The organism is Clostridium sp. (assembly GCF_032576335.1).
Classification (GTDB): Bacteria; Bacillota; Clostridia; order Oscillospirales; family Acutalibacteraceae; genus Faecalispora.
This window is the reverse complement of the sequence record NZ_JAWFXC010000001.1, coordinates 1-25,253: the sequence shown is the minus strand read 5'-3', so window position 1 is coordinate 25,253 and position 25,253 is coordinate 1. Positions and strand designations below refer to the sequence as shown.

Genomic DNA, 25,253 nt, shown 5'->3' with positions numbered 1-25,253 from the left:
AATTTTTTTTAAACTTAATCAAAAAACTACCGTTATAAATTACGTTATCTGCTTACAGCTTTAAGCAAACCTTACCGGGGTTTAGAATTTCCTTCGGGTCAAATACGGTTTTAATTTCTTTCATCAGGCGCATGTTTACGGGGCCAGCCATTTCAGATAGATAGGCTTGCTTACCATGACCGATGCCGTGTTCGCCGGAGATAAGGCCGCCAAACTCCGTTGCCTTGGCATATGCTTTCTTCATAAAGTCGTGTACCTGTGCTTTAAACTCATCGAGCTCCATGTCGTTGGAGCAGGTGTAAATATGCAGGTTACCATCTCCAGCATGACCAAAGCTCTTCACTTCGAAGCCGTAATCTGCTTCAATGGATTTAATGTAGTTGAGGTATTTAGCAATTTTGCTGGTAGGTACAACAACGTCGCATTCGTCAAGTAATTTTGTCTGTGCTTCAATCGCCTCGAGGAACGAACTGCGAGCTGCCCATGCGTCTTTTTTCAGCGCAGGAGTATCTGCAACCAAAACATCCAGAGCACCGGCTTCCAAAACGACCTCAGATGCTTTCTCAATGATTTCATCGAGCTGATCTGCGTTTTCACCGTCAAAGGTAATCAGCAGGTAAGCGTTCACTTGGCTGCCCTCAAATTCTTGCGGGAATACACTCTTGCCAAGGTATGCTTCAGAGGAAATAACAATTTCACGCTCCATGAATTCCAGTGCCTGCGGCTGCAAGTGAGCCAGCATAATTTGAGGTACTGCTGCAATACACTCATCCAAATTTTCGAACAGGACAATCAGGCTGACAACCTCTTTCGGCTGGGGGATTAGCTTGAGTGTTAATTCGGTGATAATGCCGAGTGTTCCCTCAGAGCCAATCATGAGGTGCAGCAGGCTGTAGCCGCTGCTGCTCTTGGATACACTTGCACCGAGGTTTACAATTTCTCCGGTCGGGAGAACTACGGTCATCGCACGAACATAATCTCGGGTTGTGCCGTATTTAACGGCGCGCATACCACCGGCATTGGTGGCTACGTTACCGCCAATTGTTGCAAACTTCTCGCCCGGATCAGGGGGATACAAAAGACCTTGCTTCGTTGCATCTTCCGCTAATTCATTGAGCAGAACACCGGATTGAACGCGAACATTCAGATTTTCTTTGTCATAGCCCAAAATTTGATTCATTTTAGTGGTAGAGAGAATCACTCCTCCGCAAAGGGCAACAGCGCCGCCGGCTAAACCGGTTCCTGCACCACGAGGGGTAACTGCGATACTGTTCTCGTGGCAAAGTTTCATAACTGCCGCTACTTCTTCGGTAGAGGTAACTTCAATAACGACCTCTGGGGATGCTTTGCCGTAGATAGGCATTTCATCGTGTGTGAAATCGTCGTTGATGTCTCCGCTGACAGACACACGGTTTGGTGCGATTTTCCGGAACTGTTCAATCAGTTCTGGTGTAACCTTATTGTACTGACTCATACTGCATGTTCCTTTCCTAAATACAAGTAATGAAATTTTTTCAAGATAGAGGCGGCTGCTTTAAAAGCATACGGTTGAAATCAATGGATACCCAAAGGGGAGTTTGGGCATAGAATCGATTTAAAAAGCAGACACCGACTTATACTTAAACAAAAGCGAGTAAGCCATAACCTAAGTAAGAGATAAGACCAAACACCACAATATAAAGCAGATAGTACTTTAAAGTGATGCGCAGAATATTGCTTTCCTCTCCGCTGGTGCCGGTGGACGCCACCGCAATTGTGATGCTTTGAGGCGAGATAATTTTACCAGCCGTTGCACCCATGGTATTGGCGGCAACCAGCCAAATCTCCTGCATACCAATTGCGCGGGCTGTTTCAGCCTGTAGCGAACTGAACAGAACACTGGAGGACGTAGCACTGCCGGTAACAAAGGTTCCAATGGAACCAATTAAGGGAGCTACGAGCGGGTAAGCAGAACCAGTGGTAACTACGAGGAAAGCCGCGATGTCACGAGTCATACCGCTGTAGCCCATGATTTTTGCAGCTGCGAGAATGGTAACTAGGGTAATCATTGTTTTAATCATTTGCTTAAATGTTTGAACCAATACCTGTGCCATGTCTGATAGACTTGCTTTTTGCAGTAATCCTCCTAAGAACGCAGCAAGGAAGATTAAAACTCCGGGTGTGGTAAGCCAAGCAAATGTATAGGGGGAGGCACCTGCGCCCGAGTAGATTACAACACTGGTTTTTACAGAAGAAAGTACTTGGTAAACAGGTGGAACAAGCTTAGAAACGGTGAGAAGAAATACAAAAATCAAAAGGAAGGGTGACCACGATATTAAAGCTTCGTGCAAGCTGGGGAGAGGCTGCTTTTGTAAATCGTCTTTGGTTTCAGGGGATAGTTGGTATTCCTCGGGAGTGTTTTTGCAGAAGACTTTTGCTGCGCCAATGGTAAGCAACATGCTGGCTACCGAACCGGTTACCGCAGGCAGCTCCGCACCAATAAATCGAGCGGCCAAAAACTGAACGATTGCAAACCCAAGACCAGCAATTAGGGCAATATGCCAGCTGCTTTTGAGGCTTTTGAGACCACCGCCGGTAATAACAACCAGCAGTAAGGGGGTAAGTACTACCATCAAAAATAACTGCATTGAGACTACAATCGCTGTTGCCTGTGTATCAAGACCAGTAACCGAAGCGGCTGTAACAGTAGGAATACCAATGGAGCCGAATGCGGTAGGAGTGGCGTTTGCCACAAGACAGATAACAGCTGCGAAAATAGGGTTAAATCCAAGGCCACACAAAATACTAGCGGGAATAGCAACGGCGGTTCCAAAACCGGCCATGCCCTCCATAAATCCGCCAAAGCCCCAAGCAATGATAAGAACCAGTACCCGCTTATCGTTTGAAACGGATGTTAGCATTTTTTGAATACGAGCCATAGCCCCGGTCTTAACGGTGAGGTTGTATGTAAAAATAGCGGCTATAATTACAAGAGAGATAGGCCAAAGCGCCATCGTTGCGCCTTCCAGCCCGCCGGTAAAAACCTCAAACCCCGGGGTTTTCCAATACAAGAGTGCTAGCAGAATAGTGATGACGAGCGCTACTGGACAGGCTTTGTAGGCAGGCATTTTTATGTAACATAGGGACACTACAAGCCATAAAATCGGCAGAAGCGCTAGAATAAATTGCAGAAACACAATTGCTCCTCCTTATCGGCGATTTTTGATAATTGATACTACCAAAATACGCATGGGATGACAAGACACTCCCCTTGCCTAGTCACTTTTACTTATTATCCTCTGGAAAAAGTGCTTTGTCAATATCAAAAATTGTGCATTTCGATTATAATTGAATAATAATTACCGTCATGCAGAAATTATGAAATAATATTGGCTCTACCAATATCGAAAGAAAATCCGATAATTGTGAGGAAAATGATAAATAAAGAAAAGATCTTCAAAAAACGACAAGCAAATTCAGGCAAACTATCTGAATTTCGACAAAATAGAACTTGTAGAGAAGAATTAACAATCTGAAAGAATATGTATTGGTAAATACAGCCATATGAATAAAGAAAGGAAGCCTACTATTCCTTAGCAGGCTTCCTTTCTTTATTCATATAGGGGAAAGCAATTGGATTTGGATGAGATATAACAAATTCACATTGAAAAGCGTAAAAAGAGAGGAATTATAAAAAAGCAGAAATGGTTAAGAATACGAAAAAAAGAAGTGCTTGAAAGGGTTATACCAAACAAAACAATTAGGAAGTACATGCGTATAAAATACAAAAAACGGACAGTTTTTCACTGCCCGCCGCAAATTTATATTTTGTTTTATGAAAATTAGGTATTTTTCATAATAACGCTTTCCACTACATTTGCAACATCTTCGCATGTATCGCAGCAGCGCTCAAAGTGGTTGAAAATCTCTGTCCAAGTAAAGATTTCAATCGGATCAGTTGGATTCTCATACAAGGCATGGATTGCCTGTGTATAAAGCTTGTCCCCTTCTTCTTCCATGCGGTTAATATCAACAATAATCTGGTGAATGGTGCTCGACTTGTTAAAGTTGTGGAACTCCTCCATCATTGCCTTCATCGCCTTGCAGCAAGAAACGATAATAGCACCAAACTCCAGCGCCTCAGGGCGAATGGTTTTGGTGTGGAACATGTACAGGCGAAGCACAACGTCTTCAATACCGTCTGTTACGTCATCAATGGTTTGTGCGAGTTCAATAATGTCTTCACGCTCAATAGGAGTTATAAATTCCTTTACCAAACGGCTCATCATTACATGTTTCGATAAATCTGCGGCATGCTCAATCGCGTGCATGTCTCGAATACAAGTATCCATTTTCTCGGGATGGTAATTCTTTAATGTATCCAGCAAAAGGTCGGCTGCCTGTGTGCAGTAATCGATGCCCTCAGACAATACATTGTAGTAATATTGATCGCTTTTTCTTGCCATAGTTTCGATTCTCCTGTTTCGTCAAGGTGTCGGCATTTGCCGGATTTAAAAGATCGTTATAAACAGCTTCGCCATCAAGTAACCAATAATACCGCAGCCGGGGAAGGTGAGAATCCAAGTGTAAACCATCTCTTTTACAATGCCCCAGTTTACGGAAGATACACGTTTTGCAGCGCCAACACCCATAATAGAAGTTGTTTTGGTATGAGTGGTGGAAACCGGGATGCTGGTTAAAGAAGAAATGAGAAGACAGCCTGCTGCGGCAAGGTCTGCCGTAAAGCCTTGGTGCTTTTCGAGCTTGACCATATCCATTCCTACGGCTTTAATAATACGGTAGCCGCCAATGGAGGTGCCAAGACCCATGATCATAGAACAGAAGAGCATCAGCCAAATTGGGATTTGAAAGTTCCCCACATTTGATTCACCCTTTGCAAGGAACATACCCAGCATAAAAACACCCATGAATTTTTGGCCGTCCTGCGCGCCATGCATAAATGCCATTGCAGCGCCGCCGCCAATTTGTGCCTTTTGAAAAAACGAGGTTGTACGCCGGCGGTCCATATTGCGGCAAATTTTATGAGTTAGCTTTGCAGTACCCCAACCCATTATAAAACCCAGAATGGTGGAAAGAACAAGGCCATAAACAACCTTAATCCATTCAGAACCGTTAATACCAGAGAAACCACCGTGCAAAGCAATTGCTGCACCGGAGAGACCAGCAATCAGTGCATGGCTTTCACTCGTGGGAATGCCAAACCACCAGGCCGCGGTGGCCCAAATCACAATTGCAAGCAGTGCCGCACATAATGCAACCAAAGCTTCGTGCGGATTCCCGCTAAAATCAACCATATTATAAATGGTTGCGGCAACACTTGCATTAATTGAGGTCATTACAAAAACGCCTAGAAAGTTGAACACCGCTGCCATTAAAATGGCGGGTCTTGGTGCCATTGCGCGGGTAGATACGCAGGTGGCAATCGCGTTTGGGGCATCCGTCCAGCCGTTAACAAGAATTACTCCGGTAGTGAGCAGCGCAGTAATTCCCAGCATGGGGTAAGCCGACATCCACGAGATAAAATCTGCTAGTGAAACAGTCATTTACACTCCCCTTACATGAAATCATAATCATTTCTTTACATATTCTTAATTTATTTATTTTCATTATATCACATCTTACAAAAATCAAAAGAACTTTTAGTTGGAAAATTGAAATTCTAAAACTATATCAATGAACTGGCATCTTTCTGCGGAAAAAAACACAATTGTTCACAATTATTTTTGTTCAAAATAAAAAATAGAGGAGAGTGAAAAGTAAAAAATGTATAGATTCACAATAGAAAAACAAATTTTTAATATAAAATACTTAGTTAATATGTTTTAATTTAATATGAAATTTAAGGAAATATTTACTTGATTCATCACAATTCTCGAATAAAAAGAAGGTAAAAGTCTATTAATATATATTTATTATTTAACATAAATAATTGATTTAATAATAAAACTAAATTTAATAATATTACTATTTTAATGGATATATTGACTCAAAATAACAATCTAATTAAAAGTAAAAAAGCCCATGATTGCCGAACTAAAATCAGTTTGGCAATCATGGGCTTTTTTGTATCATTACGTTTCTTCACAAAGCACTTTTTTAATTTGTGTAATGGAGTACCCGTTTTGCTTCATTTGTTTAATAAGCTCAATTCTCTCTATGGCCGCTACTCGCTTGTAGCGGCGTGTCAGGTTTTCTTCCTCTTGCTCAAAGGGCAGAATACCTTCCTCTGTGTAGTATTTCAGGGTACTGTATCTTGCCCCGGTTAGTCTGACCAATTCGCCGATGGTTACATATTCGGCAGTTTCAATTACATCCTGTTGCCTTTGTCTAGACATAAGCGGTCCCCTCCATTATCCAAGGGATGCGATTACTGCAACCATTGTATCAACGTATTCGACTATTTTCTTAATCAGAGAGTTGGCTTCTGCTTCTTTCATTTCTTCTATGCGGCTTTTTAACATATCTGATTCAAATTTTGAAAAGTAATTCTTTATGAGGTTGCTTTTATACAAGAGCAAGCCAAGTACAAGGGTTTCTTCATCAATTGGCCCGCCTTCGAGAAACTCTGCGCGTATCTTTTCAACAATATTTTCCACGACTCTTTGATTGGGTAAATAAAGTGTTTTGTTATGAAATACCCCTCCGGTTTCTAACTGAACGACCTGTTGTTCCACCATGGGGAAAGAGAGCGAATTTAGAAATTTATTGAAAAGAGTATTGGTAGAGAACGTGTATTTTGCTACCGCATCTTCAATCTTCAAAGGCTTCTTACTTTGTAAGGAGGCATAAAGTGGTTCTAAATAAGCTTGGTTGGCTGGTAGTTCCGTATCAACTAGAATTTTGTCTTTGTGAATGGAGATGGTATTGGAATAAAGCAGCTCTAATAGACCACCAGCAACAAGGCAGGAGGTTACTTCGGTATTCCGTAGTGCGGGGAATGTACCTTTTGGAGTAAGAGCGCATAACAGGAATTCTTGAGTAAACGATAATTTTGTCATAAGAAGCACCTCATGTTTTATATTTACTTATTACATATTACTTACTACTTACGATTTAAGTTTACTCCTACTCCAATAGAATGTCAAGGGGCTTTCTTGCAAAAAGAAGAAAAGCTTGCAAGTAGAAATCAAGTTATTAGAAACAAGTTTTGACAGAAACAGCCGTTTTGAGCGGCTATAATAATTTTGCAGCGCACAAGGAGGGGGATGGTATGAAACAAATAATCTATGTGGATGTTTTGGTTGCCGTCAACCTTTTTGTAAATTACTTTTTGCTTTTGACCGTTGCAAAGTTCTTTCATATTTCTGCTTCACGGCTGCGCATGGTATTGGGTGCTGCCGTTGGGGCTTTTGGTTCACTCATTATTTTGCTTCCTGCACTACCGGTTTTTGTGTCTTTTTTGATTAAGCTGGTTCTTTCTGCTTTGATTGTACTTACGGCTTTTGGTGCATCCTCTTGGTTCTTTTTCTTTCGAACCGTAGGTGGTTTTTTTCTTACCAGCTTTGGGTTTGCAGGTGCAATGCTCGCACTTTGGTATTTGGCGTCACCGAGCGGAATGATTATGAAAAACTCGGTTCTTTATTTTAATATTTCTCCGTTAATGCTGCTGGCGTTAACGGTTGTATGCTATGCAGGAGTTACTTTGCTCAACCGCTTAACCGGCCAAAGGCAGCCCACAGCGCTTTTTTGCTATGTTACGGTTTATGTAAAGGGCAAAAGTGTGAAGCTTACGACTAAAATAGATACGGGAAACAGCCTAAAAGAGCCGTTTTCCGGGTATCCGGTAATGGTGGCAGAGTACCACTGCGTAGAAGAATTGGTTCCCGATGCGGTGCGGTCATATCTTATGGTAATGGCAGGCAAAAAGAGAGAAGAGGTGCAGCCGGGGCTTCGTTTGGTACCGTTTCGTTCGGTAGGGGGAGACGGCGTACTCCCTGCCTTTCGGCCGGATTGTATTGAGATTCAGACGGCAAAAGAAAGGATTACAGTCAGAGAGGTATACTTGGCTGTTTCCGCCCAGAAACTGGGCACAACAGGGTTTAGCGCATTGCTGAATCCGGAGTTGATGACACAAGGCAAGAGAATTGCCAGAAAGGAGATATCGTTGTGAAAAAGGGAATGGAAAAACGGATTTCCGGTATCAGGGGGTGGCTACTGCGCCTGATTTGGCGTTTTTGGCCTACAGCGGAGCTGCACTACATAAACGGTCCTGAAACGCTTCCCCCGCCCCTAACGCCGGAACAGGAATCCATTGTAATGGACAATGTTCGGAAAGGCAGAGAAAATGCAAGAGAACCCCTTATAACACATAACCTTCGCTTAGTGGTTTACATAGCGAAGAAGTTTGAATCCAGCGCTGCCGGTGTGGAGGACCTCATCTCAATTGGAACAATCGGCCTCATTAAAGCGGTAAATACATTTTGCCCGGAAAGGAATATAAAACTGGCAACCTATGCGTCACGCTGCATCGAGAATGAAATATTAATGTTCCTACGAAAAAGCTCTCAACTGAAAAATGAAGTTTCCATAGATGACCCACTAAATGTAGATTGGGACGGCAATGAACTGTTACTGTCTGACGTTTTGGGCAGTGAGCAGGATACCGTAAATAAAGGAATTGAAAAGGAGGTGGAAAAGGATTTACTGTTGGATGCAGTGGGTCACCTTTCTTCCCGAGAGCAGCAAATTATGCAGCTGCGGTTTGGCCTGAATAATTGCCGCGAGCATACACAAAAGGAGGTAGCTGATTCGCTTGGAATTTCGCAATCCTATATTTCTCGGTTAGAAAAACGAATTATTGAACGACTAAAAAAAGATTTGGAACGAGTGGGGTGATGCCTTCGCCGCTATTCTATTTGAAAACAGTACATGAAAAAAGCTCTTCGCAGTATGCGAAGAGCTTTTTTATATCATAAAGGAGTATAAATCATTAAATTAACGATTCTTAAAAGAGTCCCGTTATTTAACTATTATGCAGAAAAGGGAGAATGACTCTGTATTCCTCCATCAGCCTTTCTAACGGGTATCTACCTTGGTTTGCGGGGCTGGTGGAAGGAAGAGGGATAAACGGAAGTGCGATTTGTTTAAGCCATGCTTTCCGGTAAAAACCAGCCGCTGTACCCCCGGTGGTGAAAATCGCTTGTAGGTTGGCGGTTTTTAGAATGGGGGTAAGGTCGTTTAATTGCGGTTCCGTAATACTGGAGTCAGCTGCCCCCTCAATGGAGCAGCTTTTTAAAACATCCCATAAAGCGATTTTATTGTGTAGCAGAAGCTCCGTTTTTTCTATATTGCTCTTTGGCAATTCCGATGTGAGCAAAGCGGAGAGCACTGTCCAAAACCGGTTTTGCGGATGAGCGTAATAAAATGCCTGTTCTCTCGATTTTGGGGATGGAATAGAACCCAAAATTAGAATTCTGGAATGCTCATTATAAACAGGAGGGATGGTATGTTCAACGATGCTCTTCATTCAATAACTGCTTTGCTAAAGTAAGCAAAGCCTCCTTTTCGTTCACAGTTTTCCCTTGAATGACGGCATCCAAAAGCTGTTTGAGCAGCTCGCCGACCATAGGCCCGGGCCTTAGCCCAAGAGTGATAAGGTCTGTTCCATCAACACATAAATCTTTTAAGGAGAAACACTGCTGTTCTGCTAAGATTTGCTCTAATAGGGGGAGCAGGGCATCGAGCTGGGTAAGCCTGTCCCGGTAGGCAGGGTTCTGGGCAAGACTATCTGCTCGGCGTATTTCGAGCAATGCACGAAAATCCTCTTCTCCCATTCGGCTCAAACGACGGCGAATCCAAGCAGGATCAGGCTGGAGGGGCATATCGTGAATGCGAATGAGAGAACACACACGGCGAGTTGTTTTTCCATCAAATCGAAGCCGCATGAGTGCTTGCTGGGCTAGTTCCACACTTACAGAGCCATGCCCGTGAAAATGCCCCACCCCCTTTTTGTCTTGGGTATAGGTATAAGGCTTGCCGCTGTCGTGCAGTAAGATGGCAAGGCGAAGAACCGGGTCAGCAGGTATTACGTCCAGAGCGTGGAGTGTATGCTCCCAAACATCATAAATATGGTGGGGATTATGTTGTTCAAAGCCAATCATGGGGAGTATTTCCGGTACAATCTGGCCGAGGATAAGTGGGTATTTTCGCAATACCTGTGGTGCATATTTACCACAAAGGAGCTTTATAAATTCGCTGCCGATTCGCTCTTTCGCAATGTGATCCAGTAGCCCGTAATGTGTTTGCATACTTTTTGCAGTTGCCTTTTCTGGTGTTAGGCCAAGAACAGCGCAAAAACGCAGCCCGCGCAGAATTCGCAGGGCATCTTCTTCAAAGCGCCGGTCGGGTTCTCCAACACAACGCAGTATCTTATTCTGCAAATCCTCCTGCCCTCCGAAGCAATCGGTTAATCCGTTTTGCTCAGAGTATGCCATCGCATTTATCGTAAAATCTCTACGAGACAAATCGTCTGCTAAGCGGTTGGTAAAGCAGACGCTGTCGGGTCGGCGGTTGTCAGAATACGTTCCGTCGATTCGGTAGGTGGTAATCTCCACCGGCATACCATCGCTAAGGGCAGTTACGGTACCGTGTTTTAGCCCGGTTTCAAAAAGCTTATAATCAGCCAATACACGCTGAACCTGTTCGGGTCTTGCGGAGGTAGTGATATCCCAGTCTTTCGGGGTTACCCCTAGAAGACTGTCTCGAACACAGCCTCCAACGACCGAGGCCTCAAACCCAGCGGAATAGAAACGGCGCAGAATCGTTTGCACTGGTAACGGTATATCGAGTTTCATAAGTAAGCCTACTTTCTGTAAGCAAGTTGGTATTTTATAAGCCATTGATTCGGGGGAGCGTTTGCTTCGCTCCCCGAAAGCAACTGCATTATTCCTACAACAGGCGTTAAGTGCCGTTGCGGATATTATACCATAAAACAACTTCTGCGTTAATACGTGAGGCCAGCTTTTGTCATGACTTCACCTAGTATCATCATAATGCTGGGGATGGGAATCCCAATGGAGCGGAGTAGGGCAATCGATAAAACAAATACAAACAAAATGCAATAGATAATCAGGTCATGCCGATTCTTACTCCGAATGAGCGGAGGGAGATCCTTGGCGAGAAATATTAAAAAAAGAATAATAACAAAAAACATAGCCCGTCTCCTTTCTATGATTAAACAGACTGCGACTGGTAGGAACCAGAGCCGGAGGAGTTGGGTTTGGATTGCGATTTGCCGCTTCTATTTGACCCGGAAGAAGCACCAGGGGAAGAAGAATCGGATTTTTGCTTTTCTTGTCCTTGGGAACCGTTATTTGTGTTAGGTTGTGAATTGCTGTTGGATGCTGACTGTGAAGAGGATGAGGAGCTTGCATTTGATTTTGTTGTGCTGTTTTCCTTACTTTTCACTGGCTTTGTAGTAATCCCGCGGAATTTGGCAATCGCGAGTGTGACAATAGGCAATATAATTTCAAAAATAGGCCAAAGCAAAGGAGCGATTTTTTGCCCGGATTCATTGTGAGCAAGCGGGTTTGGAAACAGTATGAAACCCGAAGTTACTACCAATGCACCGGTTAATAAAATCAGCCTGCGGTGATCTTGAAAGCGAAATACATGTGCCGCACTGAGCACGGATACATAATAAAGCCATGTGACTTTGAAAAACAAGAGAGAAATTAGAATAAAAGCAAATACAATCTCCATGCGGCTAAGGGTTTGAGTAACACTTACCATACGCAGAGTTTCAAACGATGGAAGCGAAAATAGTGAAATGGTGTTGCCTAGCACTGCAATATCGCGCATAATCACCAGCAATATGGTAAAGCAGCCAATGGCTACACCACCAAAAATATATGGGAAATAGCCGTGTTTCCCTGTTCGAACTTGATTTGTGGTCATTAAGAAAATAACAATTTCGCATATTGGGATTGTTACTACAATATTGGTAGCCTGAATATATTTCTTTGGATTCAGGTCAAGAATGGGGAGAAAGTTATCGAATTCCATCACGTTTAGTGTAAGAAGAATGGAAGCAATTACAACAAACAAGCAAATCATCGTCATGAGAAAACCGTACTTTACCATTTGGCGCATCCCACCGCCATAAATCCCCCACGCACTGGTGAGCAGGAAAGTAAATGAAACAACAATGAGTGGTGTTTTCGGCATAATGGTTGCTTTCACAAATTCACTTAAATCACTCAAGTTTAAGGAGGTTAAAATAATAAAAAAGATGAGGTACAAAGCGCAAATGAATTTCCCCAGATATTTTCCATATATTTTTTGCATGATGCTAAAGAAGTTTTTATCTGGGAACCGTTCAATGAGCTTGCTATAAAACCAGATGATGGGGCAGCACACAACAAGGGCAAATAGAACAATAAGCCAAGAGTCTTGCCGTGTAATTGAGGCAAAGAAAGAGGATAGTAGGGAGGAAGACTGAATATAGCTAGCCACGGCAAACATAAAATCAAGACCATGAACCTTTTTTGTTTCCGTCATCATTCGTGACCCTCTCTCATATTCAAAGATTCCGATATTTTACCGCTGTAACTTACGTTGGTTTCTACCTCCAGTTCCAACTTAATGGTGGGGTAAACAGCTGACCAAGCGCCCTCCAGGTTTTTCCACTGCTTGGGGTAGTATTTGTGGATATGCGCGCCAATCCCGTAAATATCGGACTGCAATCGTTGTGACTCTGCAAAGCTGGCCTTTATTTTAGTCGTTAAGTCCTTTTTTGCTTCTGCATTTAATAAGTCAATCACACGATTTATACTCATGCTGCGAAAATTTTGCAGCTCACCGACTGCTAAATTTGTTTTAATTTTTAATTGATACGTAATGCTGTTGTTCTCTCCGAGAATAATTTTCTTTTCGCAGTCAGAGCTCGTTATACTTAAATTTGCATTTCCGTATTTTGTAATAAGCTCCACACTGCCGCCATTTACTTTACCCATGCTGAGAATATAGCCCTGCATTTGGTACATGTCCATAATCCCAACAAGAATATCATCTTTAAACACTGCCATTCCGCTAAAATTGAGAGTTTGCAGCCCGTTTTCTTCCTTGCGTTCCACTACTAAGGTAACCGGAGCGGTTGAGCGGTCTACCAGGCGAGAGGTAAACTGGAGCATGTTGGTGCTTGAATGGGTAGAGATTTGTCTTTCGTTCTGAATCATACGGGACAGCGCGACGGAAGTCACCTTATCTTGCTGGGTTTCCGTCGCCAAAATCGACCGGGCATCATTTTTTGCGACGACGACCCAAACCTCCATACGCGTTTGCGTATTCCTCATAAACGTATCCAAATAATTTTTGAGCCCCGTTTTTGCAATGTCGCTACCAAAGATGATAATCTGATTGTGGTGTAAAAACAGCTCTCGGCTGTTCCCGTAACGCAGTGAATCCATTCCGCCCAAAATAAAGCGGTTTTTTGCTTCTCGAATAATATAAGGCGCTTCGCCTCCGCCTCCACCATCCTTTTTTGAGCCATTTTCTACGGTGGCAATCTCAAAGCTGAGGTCTAAATCGCCGGGGTCCTTACTTGCATCAATTCCCACTCCCGTTACAATTGAAAGGCCGTCAAGCTCCTTATTGTCCCAACATCCGGTCGTACAGAGCAGAACAAAACAAAACAGCATGCATAATATGCGTTTCAGTTTGAATCTCATGAGCCATTCCCTCCCGTACCGGAGTGAGACGTACCGCTGCTAGGGCGGTTATGAGGCCTTGGGTTCGGAGGGATAAAAAACTTTCTTCGGGTAACATCGTTGCTAACAAGACGGGTGGGACGTTTGGTCATGGCCCACAAAGGCATACGCACGATGCTGTCTTGCCAATCCCTTGAAATGGAGAGACCATTAAAGTAAGTGACTCCAAAGGAGGAGAGAGCACCCAAATGAACCAAGATGCCCAAAAAGCACAGGCAAATGCCGTAGCCGCCCAGAGCTGCGGCAAATATCATCGCGATGATTCGCAATAGCGACATAGAATCGTTCTGTTCCGGCACGACGAAACCGGCAACGGTGGTTAACGCAATGGTAATTACCATAGGTGCTCCCACCAAGCCGGCCGAAACTGCCGCATCGCCCATGATTAGGGCGCCAACGATGCTGACTGCCTGGCCTACTGGCCTTGGCAGGCGCAAGCCAGCTTCGCGAAGTATCTCAAAGGAGAATATCATGATCAGTGCTTCAAAAAAAGCGGGGAAAGGTGTGCCTTCACGAGCGCTTGCAATTGTAAGCAGAAGCGTTGTTGGAATCAACTCTTGATGGAACGTGGTAAGAGCAATATAGATAGCAGGAAAAAACACAGAGATAAAGTAAGCGACATAGCGTAAAAGGCGCATGGTACTGGCAAACAAAGGGCGAATATAATAATCCTCCGCACTTTGAAATGCTTCCACAAATAACATGGGAGCGGTTAAAACAAATGGGCTGCCATCTGTTATAATCGCTACTCTTCCTTCCAGTATTTTTGCCGCTGCCACGTCTGGCTTTTCGGTGTAACCAACGGTAGGGAAAAGAGAGAACGGTGCATCTTCAATATACTCTTCTAAATATCCGGCATCCAGCACAGAGTCAATGTCTAATCGATTTAGCCGATCACGAACCTCGTTGACAACCTCATCTTGAGCAACTCCGTCCAAATAACAAATACATACATTGGTGAGCGTTTTTCTGCCAATCGTCAATTGTTCCATGCGCAGGCTGGGGCTTTTAATTTTTCTGCGCAGCAAAGAGGTGTTTGTACGAAAATTTTCGGTGAACCCTTCTCTTGGCCCGCGTACGACCGATTCGGTTTCTGGCTCGGAAACACCTCTTTTTTCCCACCCCTTTGCGCTCACACTCAGGCCAACACAACAGTCTTCTACAAGCAGAACGGCATCTCCCGATAAAATACCTGCCACAACCTGCGAAAGTTTCAGCAAAACCTGTGTATCACCCGAGCATAGAATTTTTTGCTGGAGCTGATTCATACGGTCTTTTCCTTCTTGCCGGGAAGAGGGAATGGTGTATTCCATTGACAAAAGCGGATACATAATTTCGTCTGATATAACCTTTTGGTTAATCAGTCCATCTACAAACAGTAGAGCCGCGGAGCACTCCCGGCTTTTACCGATACGAAAACGGTGAATTTTGATATCTCCGCTGCTCCCCAACGTGTTTTGCACATATGACAAATTATCTTCCAGATAATCGGTAATTTCCGGGTCTTGCGAATCCTTTTTTCTACTGGATTCTTCTTTGTTCTGTTTTTCTTGCTGCATATTTCCGCCACTTTGTTTATGGCTATAAAACCCTATTTTATGCTGTAAAAAATCCCATACCATGCGTATTCCTTCCTTTCCCAAGGATATTTTTCTAGTATTGCTGAAAAGAATAGAAACATACAGAAACACGGGTATAGGGGTTGATTTTTCTTATTCTAAGTCTTTTTGCTCTATATATATGTTGTGTGTTGACTTTTAACACAAGATAAGGTATATTATAAACAAGAATCCGATTAGGAGGGATCTACATGTACGAAAATGTGATTGTTACCGGCGGGGAGCTCGATCGGGAAGAGTTGAATCAATACATTGACCATGTACAAGAGAATCATCCGGGCCGGCACATTAAATCGATGGAAGTGGAACTCGATGGTGAGTTTGTGAATTTAAAATACGAGCTTGAACCAGTGCCTTTTGACCGCATTCGGCGTATCACAGGCTATTTGGTTGGCGGTACAGACCGCTGGAACGACGCAAAGCTGGCAGAGCTCAATGATCGTGTCATACACGGCACCGGCCGTTCTTTTTCTTAACATGCCCCAATAACCAAAAAGAACCCACCGTTTTATACGGCGGGTTCTTTTTATAACAATTTATACTACTTAGTAAAGGAAAAAGCACGTGAAAAGGGAGTCAACACGTGGTTGACTCCCTTTTCTAAAACATCCATGCAATAAAATTCCAAGAGCATCGCCCGAATACCTTAGAATACATGGAATATTTTTATCAGACCCCCGCCAGAACGGGTCACTCCTGTAACACAGAAGTTTATGTATATGCCACAATAATAGCACGATTCAGGCACGCTGTCAAATCTTTTTACACAAATCTAACTCAACCTTAATTGCATCCATTACCTGTTCCCAAGAAGCAGATTTTGTATCAATAACATCAATACGGTTGCTCAGGCGGTTCTTTGAAATACAGCGCATTTGCTCAATTAAAATAACGCCGCGAACAGGGCAGTCCGGCTTTAGGCGGCGAATATAGATGTGCGTAGGCAGTTTTGCCTTTGTTTCATCGGTAATCGGTGCAACTATAGTAGTAGGGCTGTGCAGGTTTCCCTTGTCATTTTGCAGCACAATTGCAGGGCGAAATTTATCTTGCTCAGAGCCAATGTTACGGCCAAAATTGCAATGATAAATCTCTCCCTTCTTCACAACAAGGGAATTTTGCGGGTTGCGAAATTTATATTTGTACTTCTCTTCAAACCACAGTGCGTAATCCGTTACTTCAGCCAACCAGCGGGCACTGTAATCCTTAAGTTTGCCGTCTTCCGAGATCATAGTGAACAGACGCGATAACGTATCCTTAATCTCCTGTATCTTCGCTTTTTCTGTGTCAGCCGGCACCAAAGGCCCCCCTTTATCTAATATTTTATTTTACTTATGATGTTATCTTAAATAAGCTTACCACCTTACATACTCCAGTTTTCATAAAACTTCGTTTATCAGCAGAGTTTTATAAAGTAAGTGATTAAAAATGAATAAGAATAATTACTTATTTGCAGAATTCTTCTTTTATCTATATTACGACAACTTTTCATTCTAGTAAATACGTTTACGGGATTAAATTGGGATATATTGCATATAGTCTGTACTTTTATTGTTCTTTATGCAATAACATTTTGGCCCATTTGAAAAAGCTACCTAAAATTTTAATATGTAGGAAAAATCTTCGACTGCTGCTCATATCAATGACTAAGGATTCATAACTGAAACAGTACAACAACTGAAAACAGAGGCTGCTTCTCTGGTGCAAAGAGAGAAACAGTCCGGTTCTTTTAGCGGTAGGGCTGTATCAGAAATTCAGCAGCAAACGGAGGGGTTGGACATGTCTTTTGGATTGGCACTTTCAGGTGGGGGGATTCGCGGCGCGGCACATGTTGGGGTGCTGCTGGCACTGGAAGAAGCGGGAATGGTACCCGATTCTATTTCAGGGGCAAGTGCAGGCGGTATTGTAGCAGGGCTTTACGCAGCCGGTTACTCGGCTCATGAACTGCGCGGGATTATACAGGAGCTGGCAAAAGGAGGTCGCTCTTTGCTGGACCCAGATTATTGGGGACTGATTCGTGCCGTACCGCAGCTCATTAGTGGGAGAGAGGTACGCTTCTCTGGCTTTTTAAAGGGAAACCGTTTGGAAGATTATTTTTGCGGGCTTACCGGTGGGAAAATGATGCGAGATTTAAATATGCTCACGGTTATCCCCTGTGCGGACCTTACGTCTGGGCTTACGCTGGCGTGCACCAGTCACTTACGGGGAGTTCAGCAAATGGAGCGTGTTCGCTGGAGCTCAGGGCTTCGCATTTGTGAGGTGCTGCGTGCAACCTCGGCGGTGCCTGCGGTCTTCCGGCCAAAGCAAATTGGTGATTTGTGCTTGGTGGATGGAGGAGTAACCGATGTGCTGCCGGTCAATCTGTTAATCGCCGCAGGTGAGCCTAGTGTGCTTGCTGTGGATGTAGGAAAAGCGTACCGGATGCCGGAACAAATAAACATTTGGGAGGTTGCGACCCATTCGTTATCCGTAATGCAGGAGCGTTTGCAGGAATACGTGGCACATGGTGAGCGAATGCAAATCACACCCCGCTTGCCGGACCATACTCGCTTGCTTGATTTTAATATGATGGAAACGTGTATGGAGGCAGGCTACGAAGAAACAAAGAAGCAAATGCCGGAGATTAAGCGCCTGTTTTCTCCATCGTACCCCGGTTCTCGGCGAGTTTTCCGTACACGCACTTAGTTTAGGAATAGTAACTCTCCAAAACAATACTTATTTTTTGGTCAATAGAAGCTTTATTTAAAACAATCCTCCGGTATTTCATGCTGAGCATTGCTCTAAATGAAATACCGGAGGATTTTCTCTAAGAAATTATGGTTGACATTTTTTCCTTTTTATTATAACATGAAGTAAACTTCATAGGAAGCTTACTTCACATATAGGGAAAAGGACAATATGAAAACAAGGGTAAAAGAATTTCGTACGGCAGCTCAATTGACGCAACAACAGCTGGCCGATTTGGTACACGTTTCTTCAAGGACGATTATTTCGATTGAGAAAGAGCAATACAGCCCTTCACTCATGCTGGCATATCGAATGGCCGAGGTGTTTGGAACAAACGTGGAACATCTGTGCTGCTTGAAAGAAAACAAAGAGGCGGAGGACATACAGTATGAAGATTTATAATCGAAAGGGTCTTATTTGGGGAGTTTTTTGGACAATGATTGCAGCTTTTAATCTATATCATGCAATCCTTTCGCCAGATGATTTCCTCATGGGGCAAATCAAAGACATTTTAATTTCAGTTGTTGTTCTTATGTTAGGAGTTTCCGGTTTTGTGCGGGCTTTTTCAAAAAAGGCAACGCTCCAAGACAAAATAGAACAAGAGGATGAAAGAAATAGACTAATCGAGTTAAAGAGTGGCGCAAAAGCATTTCAGATTCTGCAAATATTCTTGCTGCTCGCTACGGGCGTATTTGCCATTGCTTATAAGCTTACTAGCAACGTAGGGTGGATTCCTTTTCTGATTGCGACTGCGGTCATATGGAATGTTGGCTTCTTGGTAAATATCATTGCTGGTATTTATTATGAAAAGCATAGTTAACGAGAAATTATTGCAGGCACAATACAAAAAAATAATAAAATGAAGAAGGGTACCTCCGATGTGACGGAGGTACCCTTCTTGCTTATAAATAAAACAGCTAACATATTAGAATTTTTTCGGAAGGAAACCAACCTTCTTCATCACTTTGTTGAGTGTACGAAGAGAAATTGTCAGTGCCTGTTGCGCGCCTTCAGTATAGCACTGCTCCAAATACGCCTTATCTTCAATCAGCTTTGTGTAGCGCTCTTGTACTGGACGAAGTTCTTCAATAACAGCTTCCGCTACCCGCACTTTAAAGTCGCCATAGCCCTTGCCTTCAAATTCGGCTTCAATTTGCTCATTTGTAAGGCCTGTAACGCTCGAATAAATACCCATAAGGTTGTTCACGCCATCTTTTTCGGGCGCAAAGTGAACCCTTGCCTCACTGTCTGTAATGGCACGCTTAAATTTACGCAGGATGTCATCCGGCTTATCGAGTATTGCAACATAAGAATTTGCATTCTCGTCGGATTTGGACATTTTACGGGTGGGATCTTGAAGAGACATAATGCGAGCGCCAACCTTTGGAATGTATGGCTCTGGCACGGTGAAGGTGGGGCTGTATACACCGTTAAAACGCTCGGCAATGTTTCTGGCCAGCTCTAAGTGCTGTTTTTGATCGGCACCAACCGGAACAAGGTTCGACTGGTACAGCAAAATATCTGCCGCCATCAAGCTGGGGTAAGTGAACAGACCAGCGTTGATGTTGTCGGCATGTTTTGCCGATTTGTCTTTAAATTGTGTCATGCGAGAAAGCTCGCCAAACTGAGTGTAGCAATTCAAAATCCAAGCAAGCTCCGCATGGGTGTGAACTTGGCTCTGCAAAAAGAATAGACTCTTTTTGGGGTCGATTCCACAGGCAAGAAAAAGTGCGTACGCCTCGAGTGTATGCCGGCGAAAGGTAGCCGGGTCTTGGCGAACAGTGATGGTATGAAGGTCTGCCAATGCAAATACGCAGCGGTAATCCTCCTGCATTTTCACCCAGTTTTGAATGGCACCCAAATAATTGCCCAGCGTAATGGTGCCGCTAGGCTGCACGGCGCTAAAAATTATTTGTTTCGGTTGCGTTTCTAGTTCCATAATAAGCGGGACTCCTATCTTTCTTTTGTGCACAGCTCTTTGGCAAGCTGGCCCAATATTTCAATACCTTGTGTAAGCTGCTCGTTGGTGGGAGCAGTGTAATTAATGCGGAACGACTGGCATGGTTGGGTTTCGTCTACCAAAAAGGCATTGCCTGGTACCACACAAACCTTGCGCTCCATCGCCTTGCGGCAAAAATCAATCATATCAATCTCGTCCGGCAGGCGGCACCATAAAAACAAGCCACCCTCAATTGGCTCCCACGTAATATGGGGAGCAAGGCAGCGCTCTGCAAGCTCTAGCAGAAGCTTTGCTTTATTACGGTATACGCCGCGAATGCGCTGAAGATGCGCTTCGTAATCATATTTGGTTAAGAATTCTTCACAGATGAGCTGTGACCAGATATTCGTGTGAACATCCTCACCCTGCTTGCAGACCACCATTTTTTGAATGATGGGTGCGGGTGCAAGTGCATAACCAACACGCATACCAGGGGAAATCACCTTCGAGAAAGAGCCGGCGTAAATCACCAGGCCGTCTTCATCCAGTGCTTTGATGGGTGCGATCTCCTCGCCTGTAAAGCGCAGGTCTCCATATGGATTATCCTCCAAAATCAGTACGCCATATTTCTTCGCCAGCTCATAAATGCCGCGGCGCTTTTCGGCGCTCATGGTAATGCCGGAGGGATTCTGAAAATTGGGGATAGTATAAATAATTTTAGCCTTTGGCTCTTCCTTTAATGCACGCTCGAGCTCAAAAAGATTCATTCCGTCTGATTCCATCGGCACACCGCGCAGGCGAACTTGATAAGAACGGAACGAATTGAGTGAACCAATAAAGCTTGGTGCTTCGCAAATAATAACATCCCCTGCGTTGCAAAGGGATTTTGTTGTTAAGTCCATTACCTGCTGTGCGCCAGAGGTAATTAGCAGGTCGTCAAATTCACGCCCCGCACCGTGCTTCTCCTTTAAATAAGAAGAAAGCGTTTTGCGCAGAGGAGGGTAACCCTCGGTCACATTATATTGTAATGCGTCGATGGGGCGTTGCTGAAAAATCTGCGAAGAGATTTCACCTATTTCCTTTGAGGGGAAAGCATCCGATGCAGGGTTCCCTACGGATAAGGAAATCATACCTGGTGCAGTCGCTGATTTTAGAATCTCACGAATGGCGGAAGGCTTCAGGGATTGTACTCGGTCCGAAAATGAATATTCCATAGCTAAAACGACCTTTCCAGCTAAAATCTTTGCAAATAGTCTAACACAATTTGGAAAAAGAATCAATTCTGCACACTTTAACAAATCTACGGCAATTTTTGCCAAAATAAAACAGCGTGTTGTGACAATTATGTAACTATACGCTATGTATAATGAAAGGACAAGTCTGATAGAAATTGGTGGTGCGGATAAGATGAAAGAAAAAGCTGTTGTTCGGCAGAGACTTTCGGTTGGGGAATTACTAGAGACACCGGTCGCAAAAAAGATAATGGTACAAGCTGTTTGCTTCGCCATTGGCTTTGCCTGCTCACGCGCAATTGTGTTTGGGCGGTATGCGCCATTTGGCGTTGCGGCAATTGCAGCGGTTCCGTTTGGCGGCATGTTGGGAATGGTGATGGGCGTTCTTCTCGGCTATTTACTCCCCTCCAGTACATTGTTCCCCGTGCGGTACGTTGCTGCATTGCTTGCGGCTGCGGCTATTCGCTGGACACTTAACGATTTAGTAAAACTGCGGATGCACCCATTCTTTGCTCCGTTGATTTCGGCCTCGCCCATATTAATGACGGGAATGGCCATGGCAATTGTGAATGGAACGGATGCCGCAGGCATTGCAATGTATGTTGCAGAATCCATGCTGGCAGCCGGCGCTTCGTATTTCTTGGTTCGTGCAGGCAATCTGCTACTAAAAGGGACAGGCCTTACCGCCATGAAAAGCCAAGATTTAGCGTGCGTCACACTCTCTGCAGGCATTTTGATACTGGCATTTTCCAGCATTACCGTTGGTGGGCTTTCTTTGGGGCATGTGCTGGCAGTGCTCGGCATTTTGCTTGCCGCACGCTATGGCGGTGTGACTGGTGGCAGTGTAACCGGAATTGGAGCGGGCGTTATTTTAAGTCTGTCTACTGCCGGGGTGAGCTACCTGTCGGGTGCATATGCACTTGGTGGACTAATGGCGGGTGTGTTTTCGCCTTTGGGGAGACTTGTAGCTGCTTGTGCCTTTGTTATTTCAAATGCAGTGGCCTCATTACAGGTAGGCAACCGTGAATCGGTTCTGATTGGTCTGTATGAGGTAATGGCTGCAAGCGTTATTTATATGATTTGGCCTAGAGATGTTGGCAGTCGGCTAACTACGGTATTCTCTCGCCCAGCGGATTTGTTACATAGTGAGGGCTTACGCCGCTCCGTTATTATGAAACTGGACTATGCCTCGCAGGCACTGGAGAGTATTTCTGATTCTGTAGAAGAGGTATCTCGCAGGCTCGATAAATTCAGCGCGCCAGACATCAATGCTGTTTATAATCGTGTGATTGACAATACCTGTGTACGGTGCGGTCTTAGGGTGTACTGCTGGGAGCGCAATTACGATGAAACCATGCGGGCGTTTGGTACTTTGACCCAGCTTCTGCGTAAAAATGGAAAAGTGACAAAAGATGATTTCCCCAAGCAGTTTACTGACCATTGCAGCCACATGAGCGAAATAGTTGAAAACCTGAATAGCCAGTACACGGAGTTTTTGACCCGTGAAGCGGCAGAGAGGCGAGTAGCGCAGATACGCGGTGTTGTAGCAGACCAATTCGATACTACTTCACAAATGCTGAAAAATATGGCGGAGGAGCTCGAGCTGTTTGAGCGATTTGATTTCACGGCTGCTCAGCGTGTCAGCGAGGTAATGACAGAGAGTGGGATTATCCCCATAGATGTAAGCTGCCGGGTTGACCGCTACGACCGCATGACAATTGAAGCAGAGGCAGCACAGGTGGACAAGGCTCGCCTGAACAAAGCCGAACTGACAAGGCATATTTCACAAGCATGCGGGCGAACCTTTGAAATGCCCTGCATTAGTACCGCACAGGGTAAATGCAGAATGCAGATGAGCGAACGCCCCGTGTATCGTGTGCAGAGTGGCTTCTTCCAACATGTAAGTGGAAATGGTCAGCTTTGCGGAGACAGCCAAGAGTTATTTCCGGACGGAAACGGACGCCAGGTTGCCATTATTAGTGATGGAATGGGAACCGGTGGTCGTGCGGCGGTAGATGGCGCAATGGCAGCAGGAATTATGGCAAAGCTTGTGAAGGCCGGCATTGGTTTTGACTGCGCCCTTAAAATTGTGAATTCGGCGCTATTAGCCAAATCAGGAGACGAATCTCTTGCAACATTGGATGTTGCCGCCATCGATTTGTTTAATGGAAAAGTAGAATTGATGAAAGCGGGAGCGGCTGTTAGTATTTTACGTAGAGATGGCAGAGCGATTATTATTGATACACCTTCCTTACCGGTTGGTATTTTAACCGAAGCGAAGTTTGCAAAAGAGACCGTTCGTCTTTCGGCAGGTGATCTTCTGGTGTTGTTCTCAGATGGCGTTGTGGCATCTGGTGATGACTGGGTGCGCGAGATGGTTACCGAATGGAAAGGAACTGTGCCGCAAGAGTTGGCAGAACAAATTGTTTCTCAAGCAATGAAACGCAGAAACGATGGGCACGATGATGACATTACTGTCATGGTACTCTCTTTAAATGAATTAAAGAAAGAAATCTGATTTTCCCTCTTTCGCTTGGAAGTGTGCGTATACATGGTAGTTGATCCTCCAAATATGGCAAGTGGAGCTCTGTCTGATGATTCTACATCAGGCAGAGCTCCACTGCTTTATCTTAATAGATAGAATGAACGATTTTAAAACAAAATGTATGGTAATAATTGATTGGAGAAGTTTTATTCCGAAAGGTCTTTCAAATCGTAAGGTGTCTGCTGATATACATAATAGTTCAACCAGTTCGAAATCAAGAGGCTTGCACCACTTCTCCACGTGAGGGGAGGAACCTGTGTTGGGTCATCATTTGGAAAGTAGTGTTCGGGTACCTCAGGGTCAATCCCTTTGTTTACATCGCGAAAGTATTCGTTGGACAATGTCTCACGGTCATATTCCGCGTGGCCGGTTACAAAAAACTGTCTGCCGTTTTTGTTTGCGATAATGTGGGCGCCCGCTTCATCTGATTCCGAGAGAATCACTAACTCGTCATGCTTGCTTATATCTGCACTCTTAATTTCGGTATTACGAGAATGCGGTGCAAAGTATACATCATCGAATCCACGAATGAGCGGATGTAGCGGTGTGAGCACTCGATGTTTAAAAATTCCAGAAAGTTTTTTAGATAAGGTATATTTTGGGATTTGATAAAAATAATATAACGAAGCCTGAGCTCCCCAGCAGATTGTCAGGAGCGAATACACGTGTTTTCGGCTCCAGGCAAAAATCTCGCAAAGCTCATTCCAATAATCCACATCTTCAAAGTCCATCAGTTCCACTGGTGCACCAGTTATAATCATTCCGTCGAATTTGTCATTCTTCAGTTCGTCGAATGTTTTGTAAAAGGTATCAATGTGCGTGTAAGAGGTGTTTTTGGAAAAGTGGCTTGCCATATGCATTAGTTCAACATCTACCTGCAAAGGGGAGTTACCCAACAAGCGAAGCAGCTGAGTTTCGGTTTCAATCTTAGTTGGCATCAGGTTCAAAATCACAATCTTTAGAGGGCGAATATCTTGAGCCATGGCTCGCTCTTGCGTCATTACAAAGATATTCTCCGATTCTAAGACATTGATAGCAGGCAGAGATGTTTGAACTTTAATTGGCATCGCAAAGGCCTCCTTTTGTTAGAGTGCTTTCCATTATAGCAAAAGAGCTTGTATAGTTCAAGAATCGACGCCAAAGGGGGAATTGAAAAAAGAATTGAAAAAAAGTGAAAAAAAGAGTTGACATTGTAATCTGGTCATGGTATTATAGCTAAGCCGTCGAGAGACGGGGGCGAAAATTCGATAAGATGAACGAAAGTTTTCAAAATCGAAAAAGCCGCTCCGTCAGTAATGACGAAAAAATGTCGAAAAAAAGAAAAGAAAAGCTTGACAAGCGGAAAACGCTGTGATACAATGTGAAGCATCTCTTCTAAAAAACGACAGAGACAGGACCTTGAAAATTAAACAACGAGAAAGACAAAAGAACCCGTAATTTTTTGAGAGAAAGCTTCTCAGCAATGAGGAGTGAGTACTTCCGGATAAG

General features: G+C 44.0%; 23 protein-coding genes. 7 read left to right on the top strand and 16 right to left on the bottom strand.

Annotation, left to right across the window (positions count from 1 at the left end; translation table 11 throughout):
* Positions 1–52 precede the first annotated feature (52 nt).
* The 6 genes from E7L17_RS00115 to E7L17_RS00090 all read right to left on the bottom strand — a co-directional run bounded on the left by E7L17_RS00115 (position 53) and on the right by E7L17_RS00090 (position 6,998).
* Positions 53–1,474 carry an FAD-binding oxidoreductase gene (locus E7L17_RS00115; protein ID WP_316321245.1) on the bottom strand — a complete coding sequence of 474 codons (1,422 nt, stop codon included), beginning with the start codon at positions 1,472–1,474 and terminating at the stop codon, positions 53–55.
* A gap of 145 nt (positions 1,475–1,619) precedes the next feature.
* The gene (locus tag E7L17_RS00110; RefSeq protein ID WP_316321244.1) at positions 1,620–3,176 is read right to left on the bottom strand and encodes an L-lactate permease; all 1,557 of its coding nucleotides are present in this window, start codon (positions 3,174–3,176) and stop codon (positions 1,620–1,622) included.
* 645 nt (positions 3,177–3,821) lie between these two features.
* Complete coding sequence (locus E7L17_RS00105; protein ID WP_316321243.1) at positions 3,822–4,445, bottom strand: DUF47 domain-containing protein; 624 nt, start codon at positions 4,443–4,445, stop codon at positions 3,822–3,824.
* A 45-nt stretch (positions 4,446–4,490) separates the two neighbouring features.
* Positions 4,491–5,543, bottom strand: a complete 1,053-nt coding sequence (locus E7L17_RS00100) for an inorganic phosphate transporter (protein ID WP_316321242.1) — start codon at positions 5,541–5,543, stop codon at positions 4,491–4,493.
* A gap of 528 nt (positions 5,544–6,071) precedes the next feature.
* A complete protein-coding gene (locus E7L17_RS00095) occupies positions 6,072–6,335 on the bottom strand; it encodes a helix-turn-helix domain-containing protein (RefSeq protein ID WP_316321241.1) in 264 nt (87 codons plus the stop codon).
* Between the two features lie 15 nt (positions 6,336–6,350).
* Positions 6,351–6,998 (bottom strand): GOLPH3/VPS74 family protein, encoded by a 648-nt coding sequence (locus E7L17_RS00090; RefSeq protein ID WP_316321240.1) that lies wholly within the window; start codon positions 6,996–6,998, stop codon positions 6,351–6,353.
* Between the two features lie 212 nt (positions 6,999–7,210).
* On the opposite strand from E7L17_RS00090, the gene E7L17_RS00085 reads away from it, so the two are divergent.
* Together E7L17_RS00085 and sigE are read left to right on the top strand one after the other, a co-directional pair.
* On the top strand, positions 7,211–8,110 hold the full coding sequence (locus E7L17_RS00085) for a sigma-E processing peptidase SpoIIGA (protein ID WP_316321239.1): 900 nt from the start codon (positions 7,211–7,213) through the stop codon (positions 8,108–8,110).
* Positions 8,107–8,835, top strand: a complete 729-nt coding sequence (sigE, locus tag E7L17_RS00080; protein ID WP_316321238.1) for an RNA polymerase sporulation sigma factor SigE — start codon at positions 8,107–8,109, stop codon at positions 8,833–8,835. Before E7L17_RS00085 ends, sigE begins: the two co-directional genes overlap by 4 nt.
* A gap of 127 nt (positions 8,836–8,962) precedes the next feature.
* Here the strand turns inward: sigE and E7L17_RS00075 are convergent, their stop codons facing one another.
* The 6 genes from E7L17_RS00075 to E7L17_RS00050 all read right to left on the bottom strand — a co-directional run bounded on the left by E7L17_RS00075 (position 8,963) and on the right by E7L17_RS00050 (position 15,265).
* The gene (locus E7L17_RS00075) at positions 8,963–9,466 is read right to left on the bottom strand and encodes a DNA-deoxyinosine glycosylase (protein WP_316321237.1); all 504 of its coding nucleotides are present in this window, start codon (positions 9,464–9,466) and stop codon (positions 8,963–8,965) included.
* A complete protein-coding gene (locus E7L17_RS00070; protein WP_316321236.1) occupies positions 9,450–10,793 on the bottom strand; it encodes a CCA tRNA nucleotidyltransferase in 1,344 nt (447 codons plus the stop codon). The genes E7L17_RS00075 and E7L17_RS00070 overlap by 17 nt, the downstream gene beginning before the upstream one ends.
* A 149-nt stretch (positions 10,794–10,942) precedes the next feature.
* On the bottom strand, positions 10,943–11,152 hold the full coding sequence (locus tag E7L17_RS00065; protein WP_316321235.1) for a hypothetical protein: 210 nt from the start codon (positions 11,150–11,152) through the stop codon (positions 10,943–10,945).
* Between the two features lie 20 nt (positions 11,153–11,172).
* A complete protein-coding gene (locus tag E7L17_RS00060) occupies positions 11,173–12,501 on the bottom strand; it encodes an endospore germination permease (protein ID WP_316321234.1) in 1,329 nt (442 codons plus the stop codon).
* Complete coding sequence (locus tag E7L17_RS00055; RefSeq protein ID WP_316321233.1) at positions 12,498–13,667, bottom strand: Ger(x)C family spore germination protein; 1,170 nt, start codon at positions 13,665–13,667, stop codon at positions 12,498–12,500. The genes E7L17_RS00060 and E7L17_RS00055 overlap by 4 nt, the downstream gene beginning before the upstream one ends.
* Positions 13,664–15,265 carry a spore germination protein gene (locus E7L17_RS00050; protein WP_316321232.1) on the bottom strand — a complete coding sequence of 534 codons (1,602 nt, stop codon included), beginning with the start codon at positions 15,263–15,265 and terminating at the stop codon, positions 13,664–13,666. The genes E7L17_RS00055 and E7L17_RS00050 overlap by 4 nt, the downstream gene beginning before the upstream one ends.
* 251 nt (positions 15,266–15,516) lie before the next feature.
* Between E7L17_RS00050 and nrdD the strand changes: the two genes are divergently transcribed.
* Complete coding sequence (gene nrdD / locus E7L17_RS00045) at positions 15,517–15,801, top strand: anaerobic ribonucleoside-triphosphate reductase (protein WP_316321231.1); 285 nt, start codon at positions 15,517–15,519, stop codon at positions 15,799–15,801.
* A 276-nt stretch (positions 15,802–16,077) separates the two neighbouring features.
* Here nrdD and E7L17_RS00040 read toward each other — a convergent pair whose 3' ends face one another.
* Positions 16,078–16,620 (bottom strand): type II toxin-antitoxin system PemK/MazF family toxin, encoded by a 543-nt coding sequence (locus E7L17_RS00040; RefSeq protein ID WP_316321230.1) that lies wholly within the window; start codon positions 16,618–16,620, stop codon positions 16,078–16,080.
* A 481-nt stretch (positions 16,621–17,101) separates the two neighbouring features.
* On the opposite strand from E7L17_RS00040, the gene E7L17_RS00035 reads away from it, so the two are divergent.
* The 3 genes from E7L17_RS00035 to E7L17_RS00025 all read left to right on the top strand — a co-directional run bounded on the left by E7L17_RS00035 (position 17,102) and on the right by E7L17_RS00025 (position 18,869).
* The gene (locus E7L17_RS00035) at positions 17,102–18,007 is read left to right on the top strand and encodes a patatin-like phospholipase family protein (protein WP_316321229.1); all 906 of its coding nucleotides are present in this window, start codon (positions 17,102–17,104) and stop codon (positions 18,005–18,007) included.
* A gap of 213 nt (positions 18,008–18,220) precedes the next feature.
* Complete coding sequence (locus E7L17_RS00030; protein ID WP_316321228.1) at positions 18,221–18,451, top strand: helix-turn-helix transcriptional regulator; 231 nt, start codon at positions 18,221–18,223, stop codon at positions 18,449–18,451.
* Positions 18,438–18,869: a hypothetical protein gene (locus E7L17_RS00025; protein WP_316321227.1), complete on the top strand. Its 432-nt coding sequence runs from the start codon at positions 18,438–18,440 to the stop codon at positions 18,867–18,869. Before E7L17_RS00030 ends, E7L17_RS00025 begins: the two co-directional genes overlap by 14 nt.
* Before the next feature lie 105 nt (positions 18,870–18,974).
* On the opposite strand, the gene trpS is transcribed toward E7L17_RS00025, so the two are convergent.
* The gene (gene trpS, locus E7L17_RS00020) at positions 18,975–19,988 is read right to left on the bottom strand and encodes a tryptophan--tRNA ligase (RefSeq protein ID WP_316321226.1); all 1,014 of its coding nucleotides are present in this window, start codon (positions 19,986–19,988) and stop codon (positions 18,975–18,977) included.
* 14 nt (positions 19,989–20,002) lie between these two features.
* Positions 20,003–21,202 carry a PLP-dependent aminotransferase family protein gene (locus tag E7L17_RS00015; RefSeq protein ID WP_316321225.1) on the bottom strand — a complete coding sequence of 400 codons (1,200 nt, stop codon included), beginning with the start codon at positions 21,200–21,202 and terminating at the stop codon, positions 20,003–20,005.
* Positions 21,203–21,395: 193 nt separating this feature from the next.
* Here E7L17_RS00015 and E7L17_RS00010 point away from each other — a divergent pair, with 193 nt between their 5' ends.
* A complete protein-coding gene (locus E7L17_RS00010; RefSeq protein ID WP_316321224.1) occupies positions 21,396–23,738 on the top strand; it encodes a SpoIIE family protein phosphatase in 2,343 nt (780 codons plus the stop codon).
* A 173-nt stretch (positions 23,739–23,911) separates the two neighbouring features.
* On the opposite strand, the gene metA is transcribed toward E7L17_RS00010, so the two are convergent.
* Entirely contained in the window at positions 23,912–24,832 is a 921-nt protein-coding gene (gene metA, locus E7L17_RS00005) for a homoserine O-acetyltransferase/O-succinyltransferase family protein (protein WP_316321223.1), read from the bottom strand.
* Between the last annotated feature and the right edge of the window lie 421 nt (positions 24,833–25,253).